We start from the raw sequence: 21,691 nt of genomic DNA, 5'->3' as shown, positions 1-21,691 counted from the left end.
ACGCCGTAGCGTTTGCAGAACCACTCCGAGAAGGCTGAGCCAAAGCCAGCAGGAGTAGCAACGTTGCCACTGCTGGAGGCTGGAGAGCTCGCGGCAGATGCAGGAGCTGCCACGGCGGTCAATGGTGCCAGAACTAATGCTGCTACGGCCAGCATTTTCAAACCCTTCATAACAAACTCCACATCAGATCAACTTATATACTTTCAGGTGAACAGGCCAACATGAGGCCACCCGCATCGAATCAGAGGAATCAGATGGAACAAATAAAGGTCCTTATTGTCGATGATGAACCTCTAATTCGGCATGCGTTGGGCACAATCCTAGCAACAGACCCCGGAATTGTAACGGTTAATTCTGTTGAAAATGGGCAGGCCGCCGTCGAGTATTGCAGCGGCAATCAAGTGGACGTTGTGCTCATGGATTTGCAGATGCCGATAATGGACGGGGTTAGCGCTACTAAAGCAATCAAATCTGCCGAAGACAGCCCCTCCGTGCTTGCCATTACCGCCTTTTCTTCTGACGACTACCTGGTTCCGGTACTGACCGCTGGGGCCAGCGGATACTTGGTAAAAGACTCTGAACCAGATGAAATTATTCATGCGATCCATGCCGTTCACCAAGGAACTGCAGCCATTTCCCCGTCGGTTTCTTCTGATCTAGTTTCTGCGGTTCGCGAAGCTTACCGGGATAATTCCCAAGACATTCAAGAACTGGCCTATGACTTGGGAATTACCAATCGGGAATTCGAGATTCTAAAACTGCTCGCACGCGGGCTAAACAATACCGAGATTTCAAGAACTCTGACTATTTCCGAAACTACGGTTAAAACCCATATGGCGAAGATTTTCGTTAAGCTGAATGTTCGCGATCGGGTCCAGGCCCTGGTTGCGGCCGCGCGTATGGGCCTTATCGAAATCCCCAAAGACTAGCGCCTGCTTTCCAGCTATTAGTGTGAAGTCAACCTCTTTGACACCTTGCCCGGCTGGTTCGGGAATATCTGCGCGCCATATGCGTTGAACATGAGCATAGACCGCTCAAGTTTCTATTAGGAGGCTCACTTGCCAGCATTTTTCGGCGCACCGTCAGATGGCTCGTTTGAGGAATTCCTCTCTCGATTCCTGTCTTCACGTGCTCAGGCAGCACGTCCCATCGACCTCACGCGCCTGCTTTCCGCCCGCACCCACGAAGCGGTAGCCACCGCGGCAGCGATTTCCCAGGAGCATGGCCACGACGAGATTGATTCCCTGCACCTCCTGATGGCTCTGCTGCGCACCGAACCAGTCGGCGAGCACCTGACCGCCATGGGTATCGACATCGAGGCTTTGAGTGCAGATGCCATCGCGCGCATGCCCAAGTCCCAGGAGAAGGGCGAGAAGCCATCCCACCTATCGTCGGCAGCTCAGCGCAGCCTCTTTGACGCCTATCAGGTTGCTCGTAACTACGGTTCGACCTACATCGACCCTGATCATCTTTTCCTGGCCTTCGTTTTCAACCCGGAATCTCCGGTCAGCCAGCTCCTGGCGCAGCACGGCATCACCGGCCAGTCCTTGCAGCAAGCCGCCATGGAGCAGGCCCAGCGTGGCCAAAACGATGCCCAGAACCAGTCCGATTCCGAGTCCGACGTGTCCATGCTCGAACGCTACGGAACCGATCTGACCCTACTGGCCTCCGACGGCCAGATTGATCCGGTGATCGGACGCAAGGAGGAACTGGATCAGGTTATTGAAATCCTGGCCCGTCGCACCAAGAACAACCCTGTGCTGATTGGCGAGGCCGGCGTGGGCAAGACCGCCATTGCCGAAGGCCTGGCCCGCGCCATCATCGATGACCAGGTACCAGCCCAACTGCGCAATGCGGCCTTGATCTCCATTGATCTTCCGGGCATGCTCGCCGGAACCCGCTACCGCGGAGATTTCGAGCAGCGGCTCACCGGCCTGCTCGACGAGGTAGCCGCAGCCGAGGGGCAGGTGCTGATATTCATCGATGAGATGCATCTGCTGGTCGGTGCAGGCTCTGGCGAGTCCGGCAATATGGACGCCGCAAATATCCTCAAGCCGCGTTTGGCGCGTGGCGAGCTGCACATGATCGGCGCCACTACGCTCGATGAGTTCCGCAAGGTGGAGAAGGACAGCGCGCTGGCTCGGCGCTTCGGCAAGGTTACTGTCGCCGAGCCGTCGGAGGAAACTGCACTGGCCATTTTGGACGGCCTGCGCGAATCCTACGAGGATCACCACCAGGTGCAGTACACCCCCGAAGCGCTCAAGGCCGCGGTGACGCTCTCTGCCCGCTACCTGAACGACCGCCAGCTTCCTGACAAGGCCATCGACTTGATCGATATCGCCGGTGCCCGGCGGTCCATCGCTGCCGGAGATGCCGAGGATGTGCAGTCCCTGCGTGCCGAATTGGTAGACGCCGAGCGTGAGAAGTCACGCGCTATCGGCGAGGAACGATTCGAAGAAGCTGGCGCATGGCGTGACCACATCGTGGAGATGACCGCGCGCATCAAGGCTGCTGAGGAGGCCGGCGATGCAGGGGTCACCCGGGTAGTGGATGAGAAGCAGATTTCGGAAGTGATCTCCCGATCCACCGGCATCCCCACCTCGCGCATCTCGGGAGATGACAAGGCACGCTTGGCTTCGCTGGAAGATTCCCTGCATGCTTCGGTCATCGGCCAGCACGATGCCGTTGCCGCTGTGGCACGCGCCGTGCGTCGCAACCGTACCGGAATGTCGCCAGCAGGTCGCCCCATCGGCTCGTTCCTTTTCCTGGGTCCCACCGGCGTCGGAAAGACCGAACTGGCCAAGGCTCTGGCTGCAAACCTCTTCGGTTCGGCCGAATCGCTGGTTCGCGTCGATATGAGCGAATACGGTGAGAAGCACACCGTGGCGCGCCTGATCGGAGCACCTCCGGGGTACATCGGCCATGACGAGCCCGGCCAGCTGACCGAGAAGATCCGCCGCAACCCGTATTCGGTCGTGCTGCTCGATGAAATCGAGAAGGCCCACCCGGACGTGTTCAACGTGCTGCTGCAGGTACTCGATGACGGCCGGTTGACCGACTCAGCCGGGCGCACTGTCGATTTCTCCAACACGCTGATCCTGATGACCAGCAACCTCGGCGGCGAGTACTTGGCCAACAAGGCCGGAAACTTCGGTTTCACCTCCGCCAATGCCACCAGTGAGGCTGGAGAAATCCGGGCCAAGGTCATGGGCAAGGTACGCGAGTTCATGCGCCCAGAGTTCCTGAACCGGCTGGACGAGGTACTGCTGTTCTCCAAGCTCTCGCAGTCCGAGATTGGCCAGATCGTCAAGCTGGTCATCGCCGAGACCGAAGCTCGCTTGGTGGACCAGGAGCTGAAACTGGAGGTGAGCGACGCTGCCGTACAGTGGCTGGCAAACGAAGGCTACGACCCCGAGTTCGGTGCTCGCCCGCTGCGCCGGCTGGTACAGCGGAAGGTACAGGATGCCATTGCCGACCTGCTGATCAGTGATTCGCTTGCCGCTGGTGACACCGTTTCGGTGGACTACGCCGCTGGCATGCTGAAGGTGCAGAAGAAAGTCGAGATGCCGACTCCACCTGCTCACAACGAGCACGCGCCAAACTACTTCGATAGCTAGGCCGGCATAGCCCATAAAGGGGCTTACTCGGTCGGGACTTCCGTCCCGGCCAAGCAAGCCCCTTTTCTTCACTTAGAAAGTGCGCTAGTCAGCGGCAGAAATGCAGTCAACCTCTAGCTAAGCAGGAAGACTCCCGGTACCTTTGACTGCATGGCGAACATTGGAATGATCACCCTTGATGCCCTTGACGAGAAAGCTGCCTCGGCTTGGTGGAGGGCTGTTCTGGGCGGGAAATATCTGGGCCAGTACCCGGGGTTCACCATGATCAGCGTCCCTGGCTTCAGCGCTCGGTTGGGGTTCCAAAAAGTTGATGAGATCACTGCCGGCAAGAACCGGGTTCATCTCGACTTGGAAGCAAGCACCAGCCGCGAGCAGGAAGTCACCCGTTGCATGGCTGCTGGCGCAACACGCGTTGAGGACCACACCGAAGATCCCACTTTTGGCTGGACCATTATGCGCGATCCTTACGGAATCGTCTTTTGCATTTCCGACCCACACGAGGACTGAGGACATGTCGCTGTTCGCCAGGAAATCATCGGAGGCTTCGACTCACCGGGTGCAGATCCATTTTGCCCAGCCGATGACCGAACGCCTGCGCAAAGATCATGAGGCGGGCCTGCTCGATACATTGTTGCCCAAATACAAGTCTTCCGGAACCATCATCAGCGCCAAGACCACATTGGACGCGGCTGAGGAGCCGATCTCCAGCGACATTAACCTTGAAGTGGCCACCCCCGAACCGAAGAAGCTGTTTTCCGAATTGCTCTCTTCGCTCATCGATGGAGGACTGGGGCATGGTTCCTGGCTGATTATTGATGGACAACGCACCGAAGTAGGCGGCAGCGAGTACGTTTTGCTTCGAACCAGGCTTGGGGCCGAATCGGAATCGGATCTGGAGCCAACAGTCAGGGCCCTGCAGCATGCATTGGGTGACGGCGAAATCGGATGGCATGAGGATGTCTACTACCGGCATGATGGCCCGGTGTTCGTTTACAACGGCGACTCCGCCCAAGCCATCATCCACACATTGGAAACAGAACTGGTGAAGCATCCGTTGCTGGGCAACGCAGAGATCCTTTCGGTTTCCCCGCAACAGTAAAAGGACTCGATGGAACTCTCCACCACTAAGGTGCCTTCCGAGGAACAAATACTCTCGCTCTACAACGCGGTGGGCTGGAGCGCCTATACAGACAACCCAGACGTACTATTTGAGGGCCTGAAGAATTCAGCATGCGTAATCTACGCCTACGACGTAGACCACCAGTTAATCGGCCTTGTGCGCGTGGTCTCGGATAATGCCACCATCTGCTACGTCCAGGACATCCTGGTGCGTCCATCTACGCATCGCACCGGCGTAGGCCGTGCTTTGTTCTCTGCCGTACTAGTGAAATATGAGCATGTGCGTCAGCTGGTCCTGATCACCGATGATGAACCCGGGCAACGTGCCTTCTACGAATCCATGGGGCTCACGGAAGCGTCGGATTTCCGTCCCGGTGCGATCCGGACCTTTGCCAAATTCTCGTAACACCTCTCCCTTCGCTGCCTGGCCTGTATAGACTGACCATTCATCGATAATGAGGAGTTATTCTTGCGCACCCGTTCGGTCATTGCCCTGTCATCGTTGGCTTTGCTTCTAGCAGGGTGCAATGCAGCTCCCGAACAAGCAGCGCCAGCCGATTCGACGGCGGCTTCCGTCGCTGGCTCCACTCCGGCGGCACAGCCCGCGGCCGAAACCGGTGAACCCGGTGAAACCGCCCCCGAGCCTGGACCCGCGGAGTTGGACGCCAACGCCAATTCGGGACAGGCCTGGGCAGATTCCAAAATTGAGATGTGGAAAGAAAACTCTGGCATCAAATCCACCAAAGGCTTCTTGTATCCCTACAACCTAATGACTTCTTGGGAATCTCCAGCACCTGGTGCCATCAATATCTTCTTGGATAACAGCATGAAGTTTGGAACCCAGATGCGGGAAAGCTACGAAACCAACGAGGATGAGCTGCGCATGATGGGCCGAATCATGTTCGAAAGCGTAGGCGAGGCCTCGCCGGAATTGGAATCTGTCACCTTCGCTACTGAAGACGGCAATAACTCAGGAACTTTCACCCGGGCTCGTACTGGTGCCGATCCCGAGGACCGCAAAGCCTGGGCCACGGAAAAGTACACGCAGTGGCTGTCCGCCATGAACGATACCTACAAATCCCTATGCGGCGCTGAAATCACTGAGCTGGAAATCTACCGCACATGCCTGCCCGCTGACCCCCACGCCTACGTTGAGAAAGTCGAGTCGCCTGCGCTTGGCGAACTCGTCGTCACCCTCGCAGACGGTCCATGGATCGACGGCGAATACGACATGCCCGCATCGATCTTCGTCTCGGGAAATATGATGCTCAAGATCAACGAGCGTGCGGCAACCGGCGAAAAAGTTGAAAAGCTGACGGTACTGGCCAGAAATGGCGATGACACCGATACGGCACTCCGCAAGGACTGGGAAATGTAGTTCATTTCCTTTCATGATCAGTTGATGGGCCCTCAGCCCCTAGGGTGGTACCTATGACCCAAGAACTCTCCATTCCATACGAAGACCTGGAACTCAGCGCGCTCTGGGACCGAGCAAAGGCGGCGAAGGCCGTCATCGTGCTCGCACACGGTTCAGGTGCTGGAAAGGATCATGACTTCATGGCCGGCTTTGCGCTAGCCGCTGCGAATCTGGGTGCCAGCGTCCTGCGTTTTAATTTCCCCTACATGGATGCTGGAAAGAAGTTTCCCGACAAAGCGCCAGCTGCGGTCGCAGTGTGGCACCAGGTCCGCCGTTGGGTTGAAGAACACTTGGCTGAAGGCCTGCCAATCTTCACGGCAGGAAAGTCCTTTGGCGGGCGCATCGCTTCCCTGTCAGTTGCCGAGGGCATGCCCTCGGCAGGGTTGATCTTCCTGGGGTACCCGTTGCACGCGCCTAAGAAGGAAGAGAAGCTACGCGATGAGCATCTCTACCCGATTGCGGTGCCGATGCTTTTCCTCGAAGGCACCCGAGATCCCTTTGCCAACCCCGAAAAGATGGAAGAAGTCGCCAGCAAGCTGAACGAGCACAGCGAACTTTCCTGGTTCGAAGGTGGCAACCATTCCTTCAAGGTAGCCCGCTCCGGCCGCACCGTTGCCCAGGATGGCGCGTGGCTGGCGGAAACTGCTCTTGCCTTCATCTCCAAGCACATCGCATAGTCCAACGGTCCTAGTCCACCTGCTTTTCCAGGAATCGGTAGACCTCGGTTTCATCTACTCCGGGAAAGGCTCCGGTTGGCATGGCCGCCAGCAAGTGGGTATTGGCGCGCGTAGCCGGCCACGCATTGCCGAACCACTGGCTGGATAGGTCAGCAGGTGGACGGCGGCAGCAGTTCTCGTCCGGGCAGGTGGATTGGCAGCGCTCCTTGGTATCCCGCCCGCGGAACCACTTCACATGCTCAAAAGGCACGCCAATGGACAAGGAATACAGTCCCGAGGAATGGCGCTCGGTGCGCGCCGTGCACCAGAAGGTCCCATTGACGGTATCGGTGTACTGCTCGAAGGAACGGAACTTATCCATCTGCTCGAAGACCACGCGACTTGTCCAATACCGGCAAATGGTTTGTCCTTCAATGGCACCGGTGTGATCGGCTGGAAAGTTCACTCGGTCATTCTCATAAGCCTTGTGCAAGATGCCCGATTCGTGGACCTTCTGGAAGTGGCAGGTCATCCCCAGATGCTCGGTGGCAAGGTTGGTGAACCGGTGGGCTGCGGACTCATAGGACACGGCGAAAGCATCGCGCAGATCCTCGATGGCCAACTCACGGTTGTTCTTAGCTCGCCGCAAGTAGTCCACCGTGGACTTTTCCGGCATCATCAACGCCGCGGCAAAGTAGTTGGTCGCGACCCTCTGCGAGAGGAAATCGAAATAATCGGTTGGAGTCCTATGACCCAATACGTGATGCCCTAGCGCCTGCAGCAACACCGAACGAGGATCATGTTCCGAGCGGTTCGCCTGCGTCAGATAGATACGCTTGTTCTTCTGGTCAGTCACCGAACGCGTGGAATGCGGAAGATTGCCCACAAAGCGCAGGCTGAATCCCAGATGCTCGGCGATATCTGCTGCACGATGATGCGAGAGCGGCCCTGAATCGTGGCCAACTGCAGAGAGGACTTTGGCGGCTTCCTGCTCGATATCCTTGTAGTAGTTGTTGCGTTGGCGCATCTCATGGCGCAACGCGGTATTGGCCCGACGGGCTTCTTCAGGGGTCGCGGCCTGCTCGTTCAGGCGGCGTTCCAATTCATGCTGCAGTCCCACCAGGGATTCCAGGACGTCCATGGGCAGACGCGTGCCAACACGAACGGTAGGCAATCCCAAGGACTCGTACAGTGGACCGCGTTGGGCACGTTCCAATTCGATCTCCAAAGCAGCACGGCGCGATGGCGGTTCGGTGCCCAGCAGATCGTCGACGCCAACCCCCATGGCTCCAGCCAGGGACTTAAGCAGCGATAGCTTCGGTTCGCGCTTGCCGTTTTCAATCAGCGACAACTGGCTCGGCGCGGTGTCAACGAGCGCCGAGACATCATCCAAGGTCAGTTGCTTGCCCTTGCGCAGAAAGCGGATTCTGCGGCCGAGAGCAATGGCGTCGAGTTCTGTATCTTCGCTGCCAGCGCCATTGCCGGCTGAGTTCACTGAGCGATTCCATGTGGTTGCAGTCACATGACAAGGTTATGCCAAGGATCGTGAAAATTTCTAGATCTTCCGGATTCAACCCGTAATTCAATCGCCCAGCAGTGACGCGGAAGCAAATATTCACGGTTCTTTCCTTGCTTCCCCGGCGAGCTACTCTCAACAAATGCACAGCCTTTCTGCGGAATCTTCAGCGAAGCGCAAACGTTGAAACTACAAAGAGATCCAGCAAGGAGCACCATGCACGCAGTCTCCACCCGCCCCCTACCGGCCCCGCGCCATGCCCACGATCCACCCCGGACTTTGGTCATCGTCGGCACCGATGGCGCAGGCAAAAGCACCACTATTGAAGCTTTAGTACAGCAGCTGCGCAACGATCGCATTCAGGCTCGTAGGCTCGCAAACGTCGCCGCGCGGAGCTGGCTTACCAAATTCTCTCGCGCCCTGGGAATGACGTTCCCGACTTTCACCCAGGATTTCTTCGAAACTTCCATTCGCAGCTTCAATGTTGCCCGCAATATGCTTTTCGCGGCCCGCTCTCCCGGACTCAGCGTGATGGACCGGCACCTGTATTGCCAATTAGTGCTGCGGCGCTTACGTGGCCATCCTCCGGGACTGCTTCTCCCCTGGCTTGCGGCGAAAAGTACCGAGCACGCGAGAATTGTCCTGCTCGACATCGACCCCATCCTTGCCTTTGAGCGGATCAATTCCCGTGGCAAAGACGACGAAAGCATGGAGTATCTCAGGGACAGTCGAAATGAGTATCTGCGTCTTGCGCAAGTGCACGGTTGGATAACTCTTGATGCCTCGCTGCCCACATCCCAGCTGGTTGAACAACTTCGCTTGGTCATCGGCAAGTAGACTCGTCCCATGAGCGAAGCACAAGCATCTTTTGCACCGGGTTCCATTCTCGAATTGGCGCAAAGCACCAAGAAGCAATGGGAGCTAGGGCAGGTCCGGCTCATTGCGAGCGGCATTCTGGCGCAGGACGGAACGTTGTGGTCCAGCGAACTGCGGGAATCAACCTGGCAACTGTCGATTCGCTCTATCGAGAAATCTGCAGCCTTCACTCCGTCGCCTTCGGCTCAAGTCTTCACGTTGATCGCCGGCGATTTCGTGCAGCTGGATGTAGACGGGCAAGAGCACGGATTGGAACCGCTGCGCCCGTTGAAATTCGAAACGAGAAATTCTGTCCAGGCGAGCCAGCCCGCCGAAGAACTGCTCATCGTGCACGTGGCCGCCATTCCAGAGCAGGTACGACCCACCGTTCGCATTGTCGAGCTGTCCAAAAAGCGCGAGCAATACCTCTTTGATGGGCAACTGGGCCTTTTGGTCCAGGGCTCCGCCAAGCTCTTGCTCGGCGACAGCGAACAGTCGCTGAACCTGCGTGACACCGTCGTTGGCTCTGACGCCGGTGAACCACGCATCTCCGGCCGCGGTTTCATGGCTGTGGTTTCTTTCGACCAGCCCTAGCCCGTTCCGGCTCAATCAGCCATGGTCGCAAGATCCATAAATCTTCGCACTCAGAAACTGCACTGCCGGCCAAGAATATCGGCCATAGCGACAAGTCCAGGCCCCCATCTGGCAAAAGCCAGCTACCAGTCCAGACTCTGATACTTCACGTTTCCTGGCCCGATACACAACGCCTGCCGTGGCGAATCAGCACCTGCGGTTTCCATAAAATCCCAGATCATCAGTGATTCGCCGATTCTCGCAGACCCCGGAATCGGTCTGCTTTGGCTTCGCCCTTATCTAGGCTTGCTGTTAAATTTTACTCTTCTTCGCTAGGGATTGATTCAATATCGGCAGATTTCCATGCCTTGACTCACATTCAGCGCAAGAAGCGATAAATTTCCATTTTTGTGAAGAAGTGAAAATCTTAATTCAAAAAACCTCTGTTGAAGCCCTCGCACCTGCGGAAAAGTAGTTGTCACGAAGAAGTTCACAAGATCACCTTCCGATCGACATGAACCCGCAGCTTGTGCGAAGGAGCCGAAGCAATGACTACTGAAAACACCAACGAAACCTCGATCGACAACCGCATCGCAGCCATCGAGAGCGACTGGGAAAACAACCCCCGCTGGAACGGCGTAACCCGCGACTACAGCGCTGCCGACGTCGTGAAGCTCCAGGGCCGGGTCCAGGAAGAGCACACCTTGGCCAAACGCGGATCCGAGAAGCTGTGGAAGCAGCTCACCGAGGAAACCCCCACCGGCGGCTACACCAACGCGTTGGGCGCACTGACCGGCAACCAGGCAGTGCAGCAAGTCAAGGCCGGCCTTCGAGCCATCTATCTTTCGGGCTGGCAGGTAGCAGCGGATGCCAACCTTTCAGGCCAGACCTACCCGGACCAGTCGCTGTACCCGGCCAATTCGGTTCCCCAGGTCGTGCGCCGCATCAACAACGCATTGCAGCGTGCAGACCAGATCGAGTTCTCCGAAGGCATCCAGACCGTCGAAGACTGGATGGTCCCCATCGTCGCTGATGCAGAAGCCGGCTTCGGCGGCCCGCTGAACGCCTACGAACTGATGAAGTCCATGATCACCGCTGGCGCATCGGGCGTCCACTGGGAAGACCAGCTGGCCAGCGAAAAGAAGTGCGGCCACCTCGGCGGCAAGGTGCTGATCCCGACCCAGCAGCACATCCGCACCCTGAACGCGGCCCGCCTGGCCGCCGACGTGGCTGGCACCCCTTCCGTAGTTATCGCCCGCACCGACGCTGAAGCGGCAACGCTGATCACCTCGGATGTCGATGAACGCGATCAGCAGTTCATCACCGGCGAGCGCACCCCGGAGGGCTTTTACAAGGTCACCAACGGTATCGAGCCATGCATCGCCCGGGCCAAGGCCTACGCACCGTACTCGGACCTGATCTGGATGGAAACCGGCACCCCTGACCTGGAGCTGGCCCGCAAGTTCGCCGAAGCGGTCAAAAAGGACTTCCCGGACCAGATGCTTTCCTACAACTGCTCGCCGTCGTTCAACTGGAAGAAGCACCTGGACGATGCGACCATCGCGAAGTTCCAGCGCGAACTAGGCGCCATGGGCTTCAGCTTCCAGTTCATCACCCTGGCCGGATTCCACGCATTGAACCACTCGATGTTCGACCTGGCCTCCGGCTACGCGAAGGACGGCATGAGCGCCTACGTCGAATTGCAGGAACGCGAATTCGCTTCCGAGGCCGCCGGCTACACCGCCACCAGGCACCAGCGCGAAGTCGGCACCGGCTACTTCGATGCGATCTCCACGGCGCTGAACCCTAACGCCTCAACCCTGGCCTTGGTGGGATCCACCGAAGAAGGCCAATTCCATTAGACCCTGATGGGTCGATGGTGCTAGCCGGCAAAGGCGCCGGCTAGCACCAGCACCATTTCCAAGATTTTTAAGGACGCTGCCATGAACTCCCCCATCACCCTGAACAACATCACCATTACCGCTATCCCCGTTCGCTACCAGGAGCAGATCCTGACCAGCGAGGCCCTGGACTTCCTTTCGGCCCTGCACACCGCATTCGAACCGCGCCGTGCCGAGTTGATGCAGCGCCGCCAGGTCAACCGGGCGCGCATTGCCAATGGCCGCGATCCGAAGTTCCTGGACGAGACCCGCGCTATTCGCGAAGACGATTCATGGCAGGTCGCCCCGATCGCTCCGGGGCTGGAAGATCGCCGGGTGGAAATCACTGGCCCGATCGAACGCAAGATGGCTATCAATGCGCTGAATTCCGGGGCCAAGGTCTGGCTGGCCGACATGGAGGATGCTTCCTCGCCAACCTGGCAGAACGTCATCAAGAACCAGGTCAACCTGATCCGGGTGCTGGATCAGGACCTGGACTTCACCGCGCCGGATGGCCGCGAGTACAAGCTGAACAGCTACGATCTGCAGCAGCTGCCAACCATCGTGGTTCGTCCCCGCGGCTGGCACCTGCCGGAGAAGCACCTGCTGGTTGCCGGCACCCCGATGTCCGGTGCGCTGGTGGACTTCGGACTGCACTTCTTCCACAACGCCAAGCGCCTGCTGGCAGCCGGACGCGGCCCGTACTACTACCTGCCGAAGCTGGAGAACCATCTGGAAGCACGGTTGTGGAACGACGTGTTCAACATGGCCCAGGATCTGATGGATATCGAGCGCGGCACTATCCGTGCCACCGTGCTGATCGAGACCATCACCGCCGCATTCGAGATGGAAGAGATCCTCTACGAGCTGCGCGAGCATTCCTCGGGGCTCAATGCTGGCCGCTGGGATTACATCTTCTCGATTATCAAGAACTTCCGTTCCCGCGGACCGCGCTTCGTCTTCCCGGATCGCGACACCGTGACCATGACCGCCCCGTTCATGCGGGCCTACACCGAGCAGCTGGTGCGTGCCTGCCACCGCCGCGGGGCTTCGGCCATCGGCGGGATGAGCGCATTCGTTCCCAACCGCAAGGACGCCTCGATCAACGAGCTGGCCTTCGGCAAGGTCCGCGAGGACAAGGCCCGCGAAGCAGCTGATGGCTTCGACGGCTCCTGGGTTGCCCATCCCGACCTGGTTTCGGTTGCCCGGGAGGTGTACGACGAGGTGCTCGGCGAGAACCCCAACCAGTTGCAGCGCACCCGCGAAGATGTCGAGGTTTCCGGCCCGGCCCTGCTGAACATCGAGAGTGTCACCGGCAAGATCACCGAACGCGGCATCCGCGACAACATCGAGATCGGCATCCGCTACATCGAGTCCTGGCTGCGCGGCAACGGTGCTGTGGCGCTGCGCAACCTGATGGAAGATGCTGCTACCGCCGAGATCTCCCGTTCGCAGCTGTGGCAGTGGATCCACCAGTCGGCGATCACCGATGAGGGCGAGATCATCACCCGTCGCTGGGTCCAGGAACTGGCCGAGGAGACCATGGAGGGGTTGGAGCGCTTCGAGGGTGATCGCTTCGAGGAAGCCGTGGAAATCTTCGAAGCTTGCGCCCTGCGCGATGACTTCCCGACCTTCCTGACCAAGAACGCCTACCTGCGCTACCTGGATGCGCCAGCCCGCACCCTGGAAATGGCAGGTTAGGCAGTACCCGAGACCCGGCCGATAGAAAACAGTCGTCCCTGAACGTCGGCCACGCAAAGCGGCATTCATCCGTTGGTAACCAGTCCAGCGGGTGGATGCCGTTTTGCGTGTGCGGTGGCTAGGCTGTAGCCATGGCTTTCCAGTTCAAGAACCCGGCCGAGGACCTGTGGCAGCCCGATCTGCTGGGCGAGGATTTCTCGCAACGGCCGCTGCCGATGTCGGACGGTTCGACCGCGACGTTGATCAGGCACCGTCCGCGCAGAACGCTGCGCCTGCCGCCGCCATTGCGCGGGATCGCGGTGCTTTATGTGCATGGCTGGTCGGACTACTTCTTCCAAAAAGAGCTCGCCGAGTTCCTCAGTGAAGCCGGAGCGGATTTCTACGCACTGGACCTGCGCCATTATGGACGGAACTTGCCGGTAGACCAGGCCACCAAAATCGCCGAGCACAGAAGCCCGGGCTTCACCACCGATCTGGAGGAGTACTTCGAGGAATTCGACGCGGCCCACCGCATCATTTCCAGCGCGCATCCGGGCACCCGCTTTGTCCTGCTCGCCCACTCCACTGGCGGGCTCAGCGCTTCTCTGTATGCGGCAGCCAACCCGCAGAAAGTTGATGCGCTGGCGCTGAACAGCCCGTGGCTGGAATTCCAGGCCAGCGAGATCGGGCGCACCGCCTTGGCGAGGATCGTCCAGGCGGCCAGCAGCCGCAACCCCCACCGCTTCTTGCCGACGGTGGATCCAGGGTTCTACACCCGCACGGTCTCCAGCCAGTTTTCCGGCGAATGGGATTACGATCTGGGTTGGCGCCCGGTCAACGGCTTCAAGCTCACCGCGGGTTTCATCTCTGCAGTCTTCAATGCGCAAGCCAAGGTGAAGAAGGGGCTGGATCTCCAGATGCCCACCCTGGTGATGCTTTCGGCGGAAGACTATTTGCTGCCACGCTGGCACGACACCGCCACCCGCGCCGACGTGGCCTTGAACGTGCAGGTCGTCGCCCAGCGCAGCATCGACCTAGGCCGGGAACTGCATTTGGTGCGCCTGCCCGGCGCGCTGCACGACGTGTTCCTCTCCTCGCCAAAGATCCGCTCCAAGGCCTACATGGCGTTGGGCTCATGGCTTGCGGTCGTCAAGAACCGGCAGCGTGATTCGCTGGTGGCCTCCAGCATCCGCCGGATTGTTCCTTCCGGCATCTAGTGCGGCCTAGCCCGCGACCTTGCTGGGCACCTGGTCATTGACCAGTTCCAGCTGCCAATCGCCGGGCTCATTGCCGATGATGGCAACCGAGCCATTGCGGATGGTGTCCAGCTTGTAGCCGGCGAAGTGCGAGAGCGTGTAGCGGATAATGGTGCCGTGGCAGATTACCGCGACATTCTTGCCCGGGTAGTCTGCTGCAATCTGGTTGATTGCGCGCAGGCCACGGTCAACTACAGATTCCAGTGGTTCAATTCCGCCACCGTTCTTGTCCGGCCATAGCGCCAGCGCTTCGGCCTCAACCATGCCCTCGCCCTGGGCGTAGTCGCGCTCGATCAGCAGGTCGTAGCTAGGACCCAGTTCCAGTCCCAGACCGTCGGCGATGATCTGTGCCGTCTCGCGTGCACGAGAGAGCGGCGAGGAAACGATAGCGTCCCATTGGCCGCCGTCCAGCACCGAGACAGCCTCGCGGGCTTGGGCTCGCCCGGTGTCGTTCAGGGGGATGTCGCTGGAACCCTGCAAGCGGCCTTCGAGGTTCCATTGCGTCTGTCCGTGGCGGACGAATCCTAGTTTCATATGCCCATTCTCCCACCCGGCAGGTGGCCAACAGCAACCGCTGGTGGCCAAGCTCACGATGGATCTGCAACACTTAAGCGCGTCATGGCTGCCTGGAGCGCATAGGATTTTCACGGCTGTGCCCTGCCTTTGGCGCGGGCCCGTCCCCATCGAACGCACCCCTTATAGGATCCGAGCATTACTATCGTGAACGAAATAAAGGCGTCTCTCGCCCGCGGGCTGACTGCCCGCCACATCCGCTTCATGGCCCTCGGCTCAGCTATCGGAACGGGCCTTTTCTACGGCTCCTCTTCTGCTATCCAGGCTGCTGGCCCTGCCGTCCTCTTCGCATACATGATTGGCGGCGCTGCCGTCTTCATCGTCATGCGTGCCATGGGCGAGATGGCTGTCAAGCATCCGGTTTCCGGATCCTTCGCTCACTACGCTTCGCGCTACCTGGGCCGCTTCGCCGGCTTCGTCACCGGCTGGACTTTTGCCTTTGAAATGGCCATTGTCGCGATCGCCGATGTGACCGCGTTCGGCATCTACATGGGCTTCTGGTTCCCGCAGGTGGCGCAGTGGATCTGGGTGCTGGCGGTCGTCCTGCTGATCGCTTCGATCAACCTGATGAAGGTCAAGGTCTTCGGTGAAACCGAATTCTGGCTGGCTATCATCAAGGTGACCGCAATTATCGCCATGATCATTGGCGGCGCCGCCCTGATCATCTTCGGCTTCAACGCCCCTGAGACCGAAACCGCAACCGGCATCGCTACCCTGATGAGCGCTGGCACCCTGTTCCCCAACGGCTTCGTGGGCCTGCTGCTCTCGTTCTCCGTCGTGATGTTCGCCTTCGGCGGCATCGAAACCATCGGCATCACCGCTGGTGAAGCAGCTGATCCTGCCAAGTCGGTTCCAGCCGCCATCAATACCGTGCCATGGCGCATCCTGCTCTTCTACGTAGCTTCGCTGGCCGTAGTCATGATGCTCTTTGACTGGCGCCAGATCGACGGCTCAGCTTCGCCATTCGTGCAGATTTTCGACGGCCTGGGCATCCCGGCCGCCGCCCACGTGCTCAACGCCGTGGTGATCACCGCAGCCGTTTCGGCGATCAACGCCGATACTTTTGGGGCTGGCCGCATGCTCTACGCCATGTCCGAGATCGGCCATGCTCCGAAGTCCTTTGGCCGCATCTCGCGTAACGGCGTGCCGTGGATGACCGTGGTCATCATGGCCATTGTGCTGCTGGTCGGCGTGGTGCTCAACGCCCTGCTCCCGGAGTCGCTGTTCACCATCATCGCTTCCATCGCTACCTTCGCCACCGTCTGGGTGTGGATCATGATTCTGACTTCGTACCTGGCCATGCGACGCAAGGAAGCCGCGGCGGGCCGCGGACCGGCCGTCGCCCGTGAATACGCTGTGCCCGGCGGCACCGTTGCCGTATGGATCGCCTTGGCCTTCATGGTCTTCGTTGTCGTGCTCTTGGCCCTGAGCCCGACGACGCGTGTAGCCCTGTACACCGGAATCGCATGGCTCGTGCTTCTGGCCGTGCTCTTCAAGCTGCTGGTACGCCCAGCGGCGCCAATCAAGCAGGACAGCGACTCCTTGCTGAGTTAGCCACCGCACAATAAAACAGGACAGCGACTCCTTGCTGAGTTAGCCACCGCGCAATAAAATATGCCTGGTTTCGCATAAAGCGAAGCCAGGCATATTTTTTATGTCTTTCTACTTGATCCCGGTGGAGGTTCCGGCCTGAGGCCCCGAGGGCGGCTCCAGGCCATGGGGTGTGCGCAGCTCCTGGAACAACGCCAGGCTGGCCCACGCGAGCATGCCGCCTGCGACGATCCACAAGCTGCCGAGCCCCAGCCGCAGGTAGGCCAAGACGCCACCCAGGGAACCCATGGTGATCATCAGCCAAAGCACTGCGTAGCGCATCCATAGCATCCGGTAGCCGCCTCGGTCCGACCCGGTGGCCAACCCGATGATTGCTCCACCGAGTGCCTGCCCGAGCTTGACCAACGTGCCGGTCATATACGTCAGGCCCAGGGAAACCTCTCCCGAACGAGTGTAGGAAACATTGACCACGCCCATCGCGGCGGCCAGCAGCAGAGCCGTCAGCTGCGGCAAGAAATTCCCGGAGATGGCCGCAGCGAGCAGCAGTGCCGCACTGGAATACATGGCCACTGGCCGGCGCAGCCTATCGAGCCGGAAGGTAACCAGCGTTGCGAGGATGACACCTGCGACAAAGCAGCCCACCAAGGACATCGCCATCGCCCATCCGGCAAGGTCCCCTGTCATCAGCGCCACGGAGGAACGCGTGGAGTTTCCCGACATGAAGGAGAGGAAGTAGCCGCCGAAGTGCACGAATCCGACGCCATCAACAAAGCCTGCCATCGCCGTAATCGTTCCGGCGAAGAGGATTCCGCGCCATCGAAGGTTCTTTGCCACTTGCCCTGCTTTCTCTCGCCATCAGCACCATCCGGTTTCCGTAGGAGCCCTGCCATTATCTCCCCCGAAATCAGCAGCTGCGAATAAGGAATGCCCGGTGAGCAAAAGTTGTTACCTCAAGCATGAGCGAAAATACGGCTGTCCAGTCCCCGGAAGACAAGCGCATCCGCGTGGATATCTTCTCCGATATTGCCTGCCCTTGGTGCTTCATCGGCAAGCGCCGCTTTGAGCGGGGTGTCGAGGCGTTCGAATACTCCCAGAACGTGGATGTCTACTGGCACTCGTACCAGCTGGACCCGAGCCTGCCTGAGAACTATGACGGCAGCGAGGCCGAATACCTCTCCCAGATGAAGGGGCTGGGCCAGGAACAGGTCGCCCAAATGCTTGACCATGTCACCGCCCAGGCTGCCGCCGAAGGATTGAACTACGACTTCGCCAACTTGAAGGTCGCTAATTCCTTCACTGCACTACGCGTACTGGAATACGCCAAGAAGCATGGTGCCGGAAACGAGATGAAGGAAGCGCTGCTTTCTGCCCACTTCGAGAAGGGCCTGAACACCGGAGACCTAGAAACGCTGCTCGAACTGGCCGGAACGCTGGGGCTGGATACCGGGGAACTGCGTGCGAAGCTCTCGTCCGGATCCTACGTTGAGGAAGTCAACGCAGATATCGTCCAGGCACGCGAGCTGGGCATCAGCGGTGTTCCTTTCTTCATCATTGATGGAAAGTACGGCATTTCCGGCGCCCAGCCAGCCGAGGTCTTCGCAAATGCGCTGGCCCAAGTGCATTCCGGAGATGTGCAGACCCCGTAGCCAGCTATTTGCTGCAGACCAGCTTGCCTTCAGAAGTATCGAGCTTGCGTTCTTTTTCCAGGCCGTCGAACTTCTCCCCCAGCGCCAGGTCCACCCGGCTGCCCCACTTCTTTTCGTCGTAGATGAAAACGATGCCGGGGATCTGGCGCTGCACGGTGAAAGCCTGGGCATAGCCATCAGGCCCGGCAATGACCGCGCCAGCGGTTTCTGAGAGCGACTTCCACCCGGAAGTCAGCGACGAAATCTTGAAGCCGCGCTTTTCCAGTGCCTCGGCAGTGTCACCCGCAAGACCCGAAATATCGGTCGTGTTCAGCACGCGTATTTCGACATCTGAAGGTTTTTGGTACTTGAAATCGATGGCCGGGCACTTGGGGTTTTCGATTTTCGTCTCGCTTGGCTTCGGGCTCGCAACGGCGGCAGGCTCGCCACCCAACTTCAGCGTTCCATTGAAAACGAGTACGGCGCCGGCCAAAACCGCGATCACCAGCAGGGCCATCACGGAGAAAACAATGTTCTGGCGTTTGCGGGCACGCCGCTTAGCCTGGCCGTCCGAGCTGAAACTTAATTCTTGCTCGTCGACAATATGCGCACCGTGCCATTGCCCCGGGTCATCGCGATCACGCATCATTCCACCTTGCTCTGGTCAGCCTTCGGCAGCTGCTGGCCTGAAGGCGACGTCATCGTCATCCTCGTGGCGCTAGCTTATCTAACTAGCGTCCAGATCCAATATGCGTGCGTGTATTACCGAGCGATGATGAAGCGCCGAGCGCAGCGCGCGGTGCATCCCATCCTCCAGATACAACACGCCCCGATAGCGCACTACATGCGGGAACAAGTCGCCATAGAAGGTGGAATCTTCAGAGAGCAATGTTTCAAGATCCAAGGTGGCTTTGGTGGTGACCAAGTCAGCTAGTTTCACTTGCTGCGGGGGAAGTCCGCTCCAATCACGCGCCGAAGAATAGCCGTGGTCCGGGTATGGACGGCCTTCACCTACCGCTCGAAAAATCACTATTCAAGCATACGGACAAACTCTCCAGACCCACAGACCTGCAGATCAGGCGCTAGTTGGCAGGCCGCAGGAAGGCCACTTCCCGAGACGGCGCCGATTGATCCGGGTGGCAGCCGGACTCGCCGCGCAGTTGCCGGGCGAATGCTACACGCGAATGCGAATAATCAGACACGCAATGCGAAAAAGCAAGGATTGTTACGCCAAGGGAAACTTGGAGGAACCGGGCGTAACTTTAGCTGGTAACAATCGCGTCATAAGGTGCACTCTGGGTTTATGAACAACGTAGTCACCGAGATCCCACTGCTCGATATTTCTACCGCACGCAATGCTGACGGCTCCTTCAACAAGGATTTCGTTGCCGCGATTCGCGACGCCGCACACCGCGTCGGCTTCTTCCAGATCGTCGGATACAGCGCATATGCCGGGCAGGACCAGGAACTGCTCGACACCATCGCAGAATTCTTCCAGAAGCCCGTTGAGCAGAAAATCAAGCTCGATAACCGCAATAGCGCCCAGTTCCGCGGCTACACCCGGATGGGCACCGAAATCACCCGCGGCCGCGCCGATGCCCGCGAACAGATCGACTACGGACCGGAACGCGAGACGTTGGCGGTCGTTCCCGAGGACAAGCCGTACTTGAACCTGCAGGGCCCGAACCAGTTCCCTGCCGATTTCCCCCAGCTCGAAGAGCGCGCCATGGCGTGGGCCGAGCTGATGAACAAAACCGGCCACGAGCTGCTTTCGGCCATCGCTGTGGGGCTGGGCTTGCCCGAAGGCCACTTCGACGAGCCATTCGCCAACACCCCGTCATGGATGGGCAAGTTGGTGCACTACGTTTCGGGCGACGTCGTACCAGAGTCGGGCAACCAGGGCGTTGGCCTGCACGCCGACTACGGCTTCGTCACCCTGCTGCTGCAGGACCAGGTTGGAGGGCTGCAGGTGCAACCCTACGGCCAGGAAGAGTGGATCGAGGTGCCGCCGACCCCGGGTGCATTGGTAGTGAACCTCGGGGAGATGCTCGAAGTCGCGACCAACGGCTACCTGATGGCCACCATCCACCGCGTCATTGCGCCACCAGCTGGCGTTGACCGCTACTCGGTGCCGTTCTTCTACTCCCCTCGACTGGATGCAGTGATCGACAAGGTCGAACTGCCAGCCGAGCTGGCTGCCGAAGCTCGCGGCGTCTCCGATGATCCGGAAAACCCAATGCTGGCTTCCTACGGTGCCAACGTGCTCAAGGGATGGCTGCGAGCCCACCCGCAGACCGCGGCCATCCACTACCCAGAGCTGGCCAAGGGGCGCAAAAGCGCCTAGGCCGTGAGCTTCTGCAGGGATCAGGAGCTGCACACGCAAAACCTGTTGGCGTCGAGCTGGTGAGAGATTACCGGCCCGGCGCCAATAGGCATTTAAAGCGCCTCGCTTATTCGACGCCGGAAAGCACGCAGAATTCGTTGCCTTCAGGATCAGCCATCACGATCCAGCTCTCGTCCTCCCGCTGGCCCACATCGGCGTAGCTGGCCCCCAAAGAGATCAGGCGATCAGCTTCTTCTTGCTGCTGGGCGTTTTGAGGACGCAGGTCCAGATGGAGGCGATTCTTGATGCTCTTGGTTTCGGGCACTTGCGCGAACGTCAATTTCAGCCCGCCCGGGCCTTGGGATTTGGACCCAATACTGACCAAGCCGGCTTCTTCTTCCAATACGTCATAATTCAGCGCTTCGCACCAGAACCTCGCCACCAGCATCGGGTTCGCGCAGTCGACGGCGATTTCGCTCAATACACTTGCCATAGTCTTACCTTGCCGAAAGATTGCTGAACAGTTGCCACGGATACTACCCGCCAGGTTCTGGCAATGCCGGTAAGCGCAAAAAAATAATGTCCCGGCTCATCGTTTTCACGATGAGCCGGGACATTACATTCGGCGGAGGATAGGGTGTGTAGATTCACGACATATTAGACACATGAGTCGGGACATCCTAGACACTCGCATCTTGACCGATGAGTCGCGTCATCCTTGACACTATTACATGTCTAGAAACCACGTCATCGTCCACCAGATCCGCGACGCCGGCATGAGCGTCACCGAAGCCTCCCGCCACTACAAGATCTCTCGCCAACGCATCTACCAGCTACTACGCGCCTACGACCACGGCGGCGATGCCGCGCTGGAACCTGCCAGCAAAAAACCACACACCAACCCGCGCGCCACCAGCCCCGAACTCACAGCACGCATCCTCGAATTACGCCGCACGCTCACCGCCAACGGCCTCGACGCAGGCCCCATGACCATCCAATACCACCTAGGCAAAGAGCACTTGCACGTGCCTTCCACGGCCACCATCCGCA

At 59.1% G+C, this 21,691-nt stretch carries 22 protein-coding genes; 16 read left to right on the top strand and 6 right to left on the bottom strand.

Annotation, left to right across the window (positions count from 1 at the left end):
• Positions 1 to 254: 254 nt before the first annotated feature.
• From ACIOU9_RS14295 to ACIOU9_RS14265, 7 genes are all read left to right on the top strand, one after another.
• Positions 255 to 929, top strand: a complete 675-nt coding sequence (locus tag ACIOU9_RS14295) for a response regulator transcription factor (protein WP_105658609.1) — start codon at positions 255 to 257, stop codon at positions 927 to 929.
• 129 nt (positions 930 to 1,058) lie between these two features.
• Complete coding sequence (locus ACIOU9_RS14290) at positions 1,059 to 3,617, top strand: ATP-dependent Clp protease ATP-binding subunit (protein WP_105658610.1); 2,559 nt, start codon at positions 1,059 to 1,061, stop codon at positions 3,615 to 3,617.
• A 150-nt stretch (positions 3,618 to 3,767) separates the two neighbouring features.
• Positions 3,768 to 4,124, top strand: coding sequence for a VOC family protein (locus tag ACIOU9_RS14285; protein ID WP_105658611.1), 357 nt, complete (start codon positions 3,768 to 3,770; stop codon positions 4,122 to 4,124).
• A gap of 4 nt (positions 4,125 to 4,128) precedes the next feature.
• Positions 4,129 to 4,716: a hypothetical protein gene (locus tag ACIOU9_RS14280; RefSeq protein WP_146112328.1), complete on the top strand. Its 588-nt coding sequence runs from the start codon at positions 4,129 to 4,131 to the stop codon at positions 4,714 to 4,716.
• A 9-nt stretch (positions 4,717 to 4,725) separates the two neighbouring features.
• Positions 4,726 to 5,142: a GNAT family N-acetyltransferase gene (locus ACIOU9_RS14275; RefSeq protein WP_105658613.1), complete on the top strand. Its 417-nt coding sequence runs from the start codon at positions 4,726 to 4,728 to the stop codon at positions 5,140 to 5,142.
• A gap of 252 nt (positions 5,143 to 5,394) precedes the next feature.
• Entirely contained in the window at positions 5,395 to 6,114 is a 720-nt protein-coding gene (locus ACIOU9_RS14270) for a hypothetical protein (protein WP_286134343.1), read from the top strand.
• 53 nt (positions 6,115 to 6,167) lie between these two features.
• Complete coding sequence (locus ACIOU9_RS14265; RefSeq protein WP_105658615.1) at positions 6,168 to 6,830, top strand: alpha/beta family hydrolase; 663 nt, start codon at positions 6,168 to 6,170, stop codon at positions 6,828 to 6,830.
• Between the two features lie 10 nt (positions 6,831 to 6,840).
• On the opposite strand, the gene ACIOU9_RS14260 is transcribed toward ACIOU9_RS14265, so the two are convergent.
• The gene (locus ACIOU9_RS14260) at positions 6,841 to 8,331 is read right to left on the bottom strand and encodes a helix-turn-helix transcriptional regulator (protein WP_105658616.1); all 1,491 of its coding nucleotides are present in this window, start codon (positions 8,329 to 8,331) and stop codon (positions 6,841 to 6,843) included.
• A 210-nt stretch (positions 8,332 to 8,541) separates the two neighbouring features.
• On the opposite strand from ACIOU9_RS14260, the gene ACIOU9_RS14255 reads away from it, so the two are divergent.
• The 5 genes from ACIOU9_RS14255 to ACIOU9_RS14235 all read left to right on the top strand — a co-directional run bounded on the left by ACIOU9_RS14255 (position 8,542) and on the right by ACIOU9_RS14235 (position 14,530).
• Positions 8,542 to 9,162, top strand: a complete 621-nt coding sequence (locus tag ACIOU9_RS14255; protein ID WP_105662415.1) for an AAA family ATPase — start codon at positions 8,542 to 8,544, stop codon at positions 9,160 to 9,162.
• Positions 9,163 to 9,171: 9 nt separating this feature from the next.
• Entirely contained in the window at positions 9,172 to 9,774 is a 603-nt protein-coding gene (locus tag ACIOU9_RS14250) for a HutD family protein (RefSeq protein WP_105662414.1), read from the top strand.
• Positions 9,775 to 10,301: 527 nt separating this feature from the next.
• Positions 10,302 to 11,615, top strand: a complete 1,314-nt coding sequence (gene aceA, locus ACIOU9_RS14245) for an isocitrate lyase (protein ID WP_105659180.1) — start codon at positions 10,302 to 10,304, stop codon at positions 11,613 to 11,615.
• Positions 11,616 to 11,696: 81 nt separating this feature from the next.
• Positions 11,697 to 13,334 carry a malate synthase A gene (gene aceB, locus ACIOU9_RS14240; protein WP_332498606.1) on the top strand — a complete coding sequence of 546 codons (1,638 nt, stop codon included), beginning with the start codon at positions 11,697 to 11,699 and terminating at the stop codon, positions 13,332 to 13,334.
• A gap of 131 nt (positions 13,335 to 13,465) precedes the next feature.
• Positions 13,466 to 14,530, top strand: a complete 1,065-nt coding sequence (locus ACIOU9_RS14235) for an alpha/beta hydrolase (protein ID WP_332487375.1) — start codon at positions 13,466 to 13,468, stop codon at positions 14,528 to 14,530.
• A gap of 6 nt (positions 14,531 to 14,536) precedes the next feature.
• On the opposite strand, the gene ACIOU9_RS14230 is transcribed toward ACIOU9_RS14235, so the two are convergent.
• Entirely contained in the window at positions 14,537 to 15,103 is a 567-nt protein-coding gene (locus tag ACIOU9_RS14230; RefSeq protein WP_105659183.1) for a histidine phosphatase family protein, read from the bottom strand.
• Positions 15,104 to 15,289: 186 nt separating this feature from the next.
• On the opposite strand from ACIOU9_RS14230, the gene ACIOU9_RS14225 reads away from it, so the two are divergent.
• Complete coding sequence (locus ACIOU9_RS14225; RefSeq protein ID WP_105659184.1) at positions 15,290 to 16,696, top strand: amino acid permease; 1,407 nt, start codon at positions 15,290 to 15,292, stop codon at positions 16,694 to 16,696.
• Between the two features lie 108 nt (positions 16,697 to 16,804).
• Here the strand turns inward: ACIOU9_RS14225 and ACIOU9_RS14220 are convergent, their stop codons facing one another.
• Positions 16,805 to 17,527, bottom strand: a complete 723-nt coding sequence (locus tag ACIOU9_RS14220) for a YoaK family protein (protein ID WP_332730634.1) — start codon at positions 17,525 to 17,527, stop codon at positions 16,805 to 16,807.
• Positions 17,528 to 17,649: 122 nt separating this feature from the next.
• On the opposite strand from ACIOU9_RS14220, the gene ACIOU9_RS14215 reads away from it, so the two are divergent.
• A complete protein-coding gene (locus tag ACIOU9_RS14215) occupies positions 17,650 to 18,339 on the top strand; it encodes a DsbA family oxidoreductase (protein ID WP_332594871.1) in 690 nt (229 codons plus the stop codon).
• A gap of 4 nt (positions 18,340 to 18,343) precedes the next feature.
• On the opposite strand, the gene ACIOU9_RS14210 is transcribed toward ACIOU9_RS14215, so the two are convergent.
• Both ACIOU9_RS14210 and ACIOU9_RS14205 read right to left on the bottom strand, forming a co-directional pair.
• Positions 18,344 to 18,964 carry a LytR C-terminal domain-containing protein gene (locus ACIOU9_RS14210; protein ID WP_166650803.1) on the bottom strand — a complete coding sequence of 207 codons (621 nt, stop codon included), beginning with the start codon at positions 18,962 to 18,964 and terminating at the stop codon, positions 18,344 to 18,346.
• 81 nt (positions 18,965 to 19,045) lie between these two features.
• Complete coding sequence (locus ACIOU9_RS14205; RefSeq protein WP_105659188.1) at positions 19,046 to 19,348, bottom strand: type II toxin-antitoxin system VapB family antitoxin; 303 nt, start codon at positions 19,346 to 19,348, stop codon at positions 19,046 to 19,048.
• 273 nt (positions 19,349 to 19,621) lie between these two features.
• On the opposite strand from ACIOU9_RS14205, the gene ACIOU9_RS14200 reads away from it, so the two are divergent.
• The gene (locus ACIOU9_RS14200; RefSeq protein ID WP_105659189.1) at positions 19,622 to 20,662 is read left to right on the top strand and encodes an isopenicillin N synthase family oxygenase; all 1,041 of its coding nucleotides are present in this window, start codon (positions 19,622 to 19,624) and stop codon (positions 20,660 to 20,662) included.
• 106 nt (positions 20,663 to 20,768) lie between these two features.
• On the opposite strand, the gene ACIOU9_RS14195 is transcribed toward ACIOU9_RS14200, so the two are convergent.
• Positions 20,769 to 21,134, bottom strand: a complete 366-nt coding sequence (locus ACIOU9_RS14195; protein ID WP_105659190.1) for a VOC family protein — start codon at positions 21,132 to 21,134, stop codon at positions 20,769 to 20,771.
• 238 nt (positions 21,135 to 21,372) lie between these two features.
• Here ACIOU9_RS14195 and ACIOU9_RS14190 point away from each other — a divergent pair.
• A partial coding sequence (locus tag ACIOU9_RS14190; RefSeq protein ID WP_402697307.1) for a helix-turn-helix domain-containing protein occupies positions 21,373 to 21,691 on the top strand: 319 nt, incomplete at its 3' end.

The organism is Glutamicibacter sp. NPDC087583 (assembly GCF_044743685.1).
Classification (GTDB): Bacteria; Actinomycetota; Actinomycetes; order Actinomycetales; family Micrococcaceae; genus Glutamicibacter.
The sequence above is the reverse complement of the archived record's forward strand: the minus strand, read 5'-3'. Positions and strand labels throughout refer to the sequence as shown.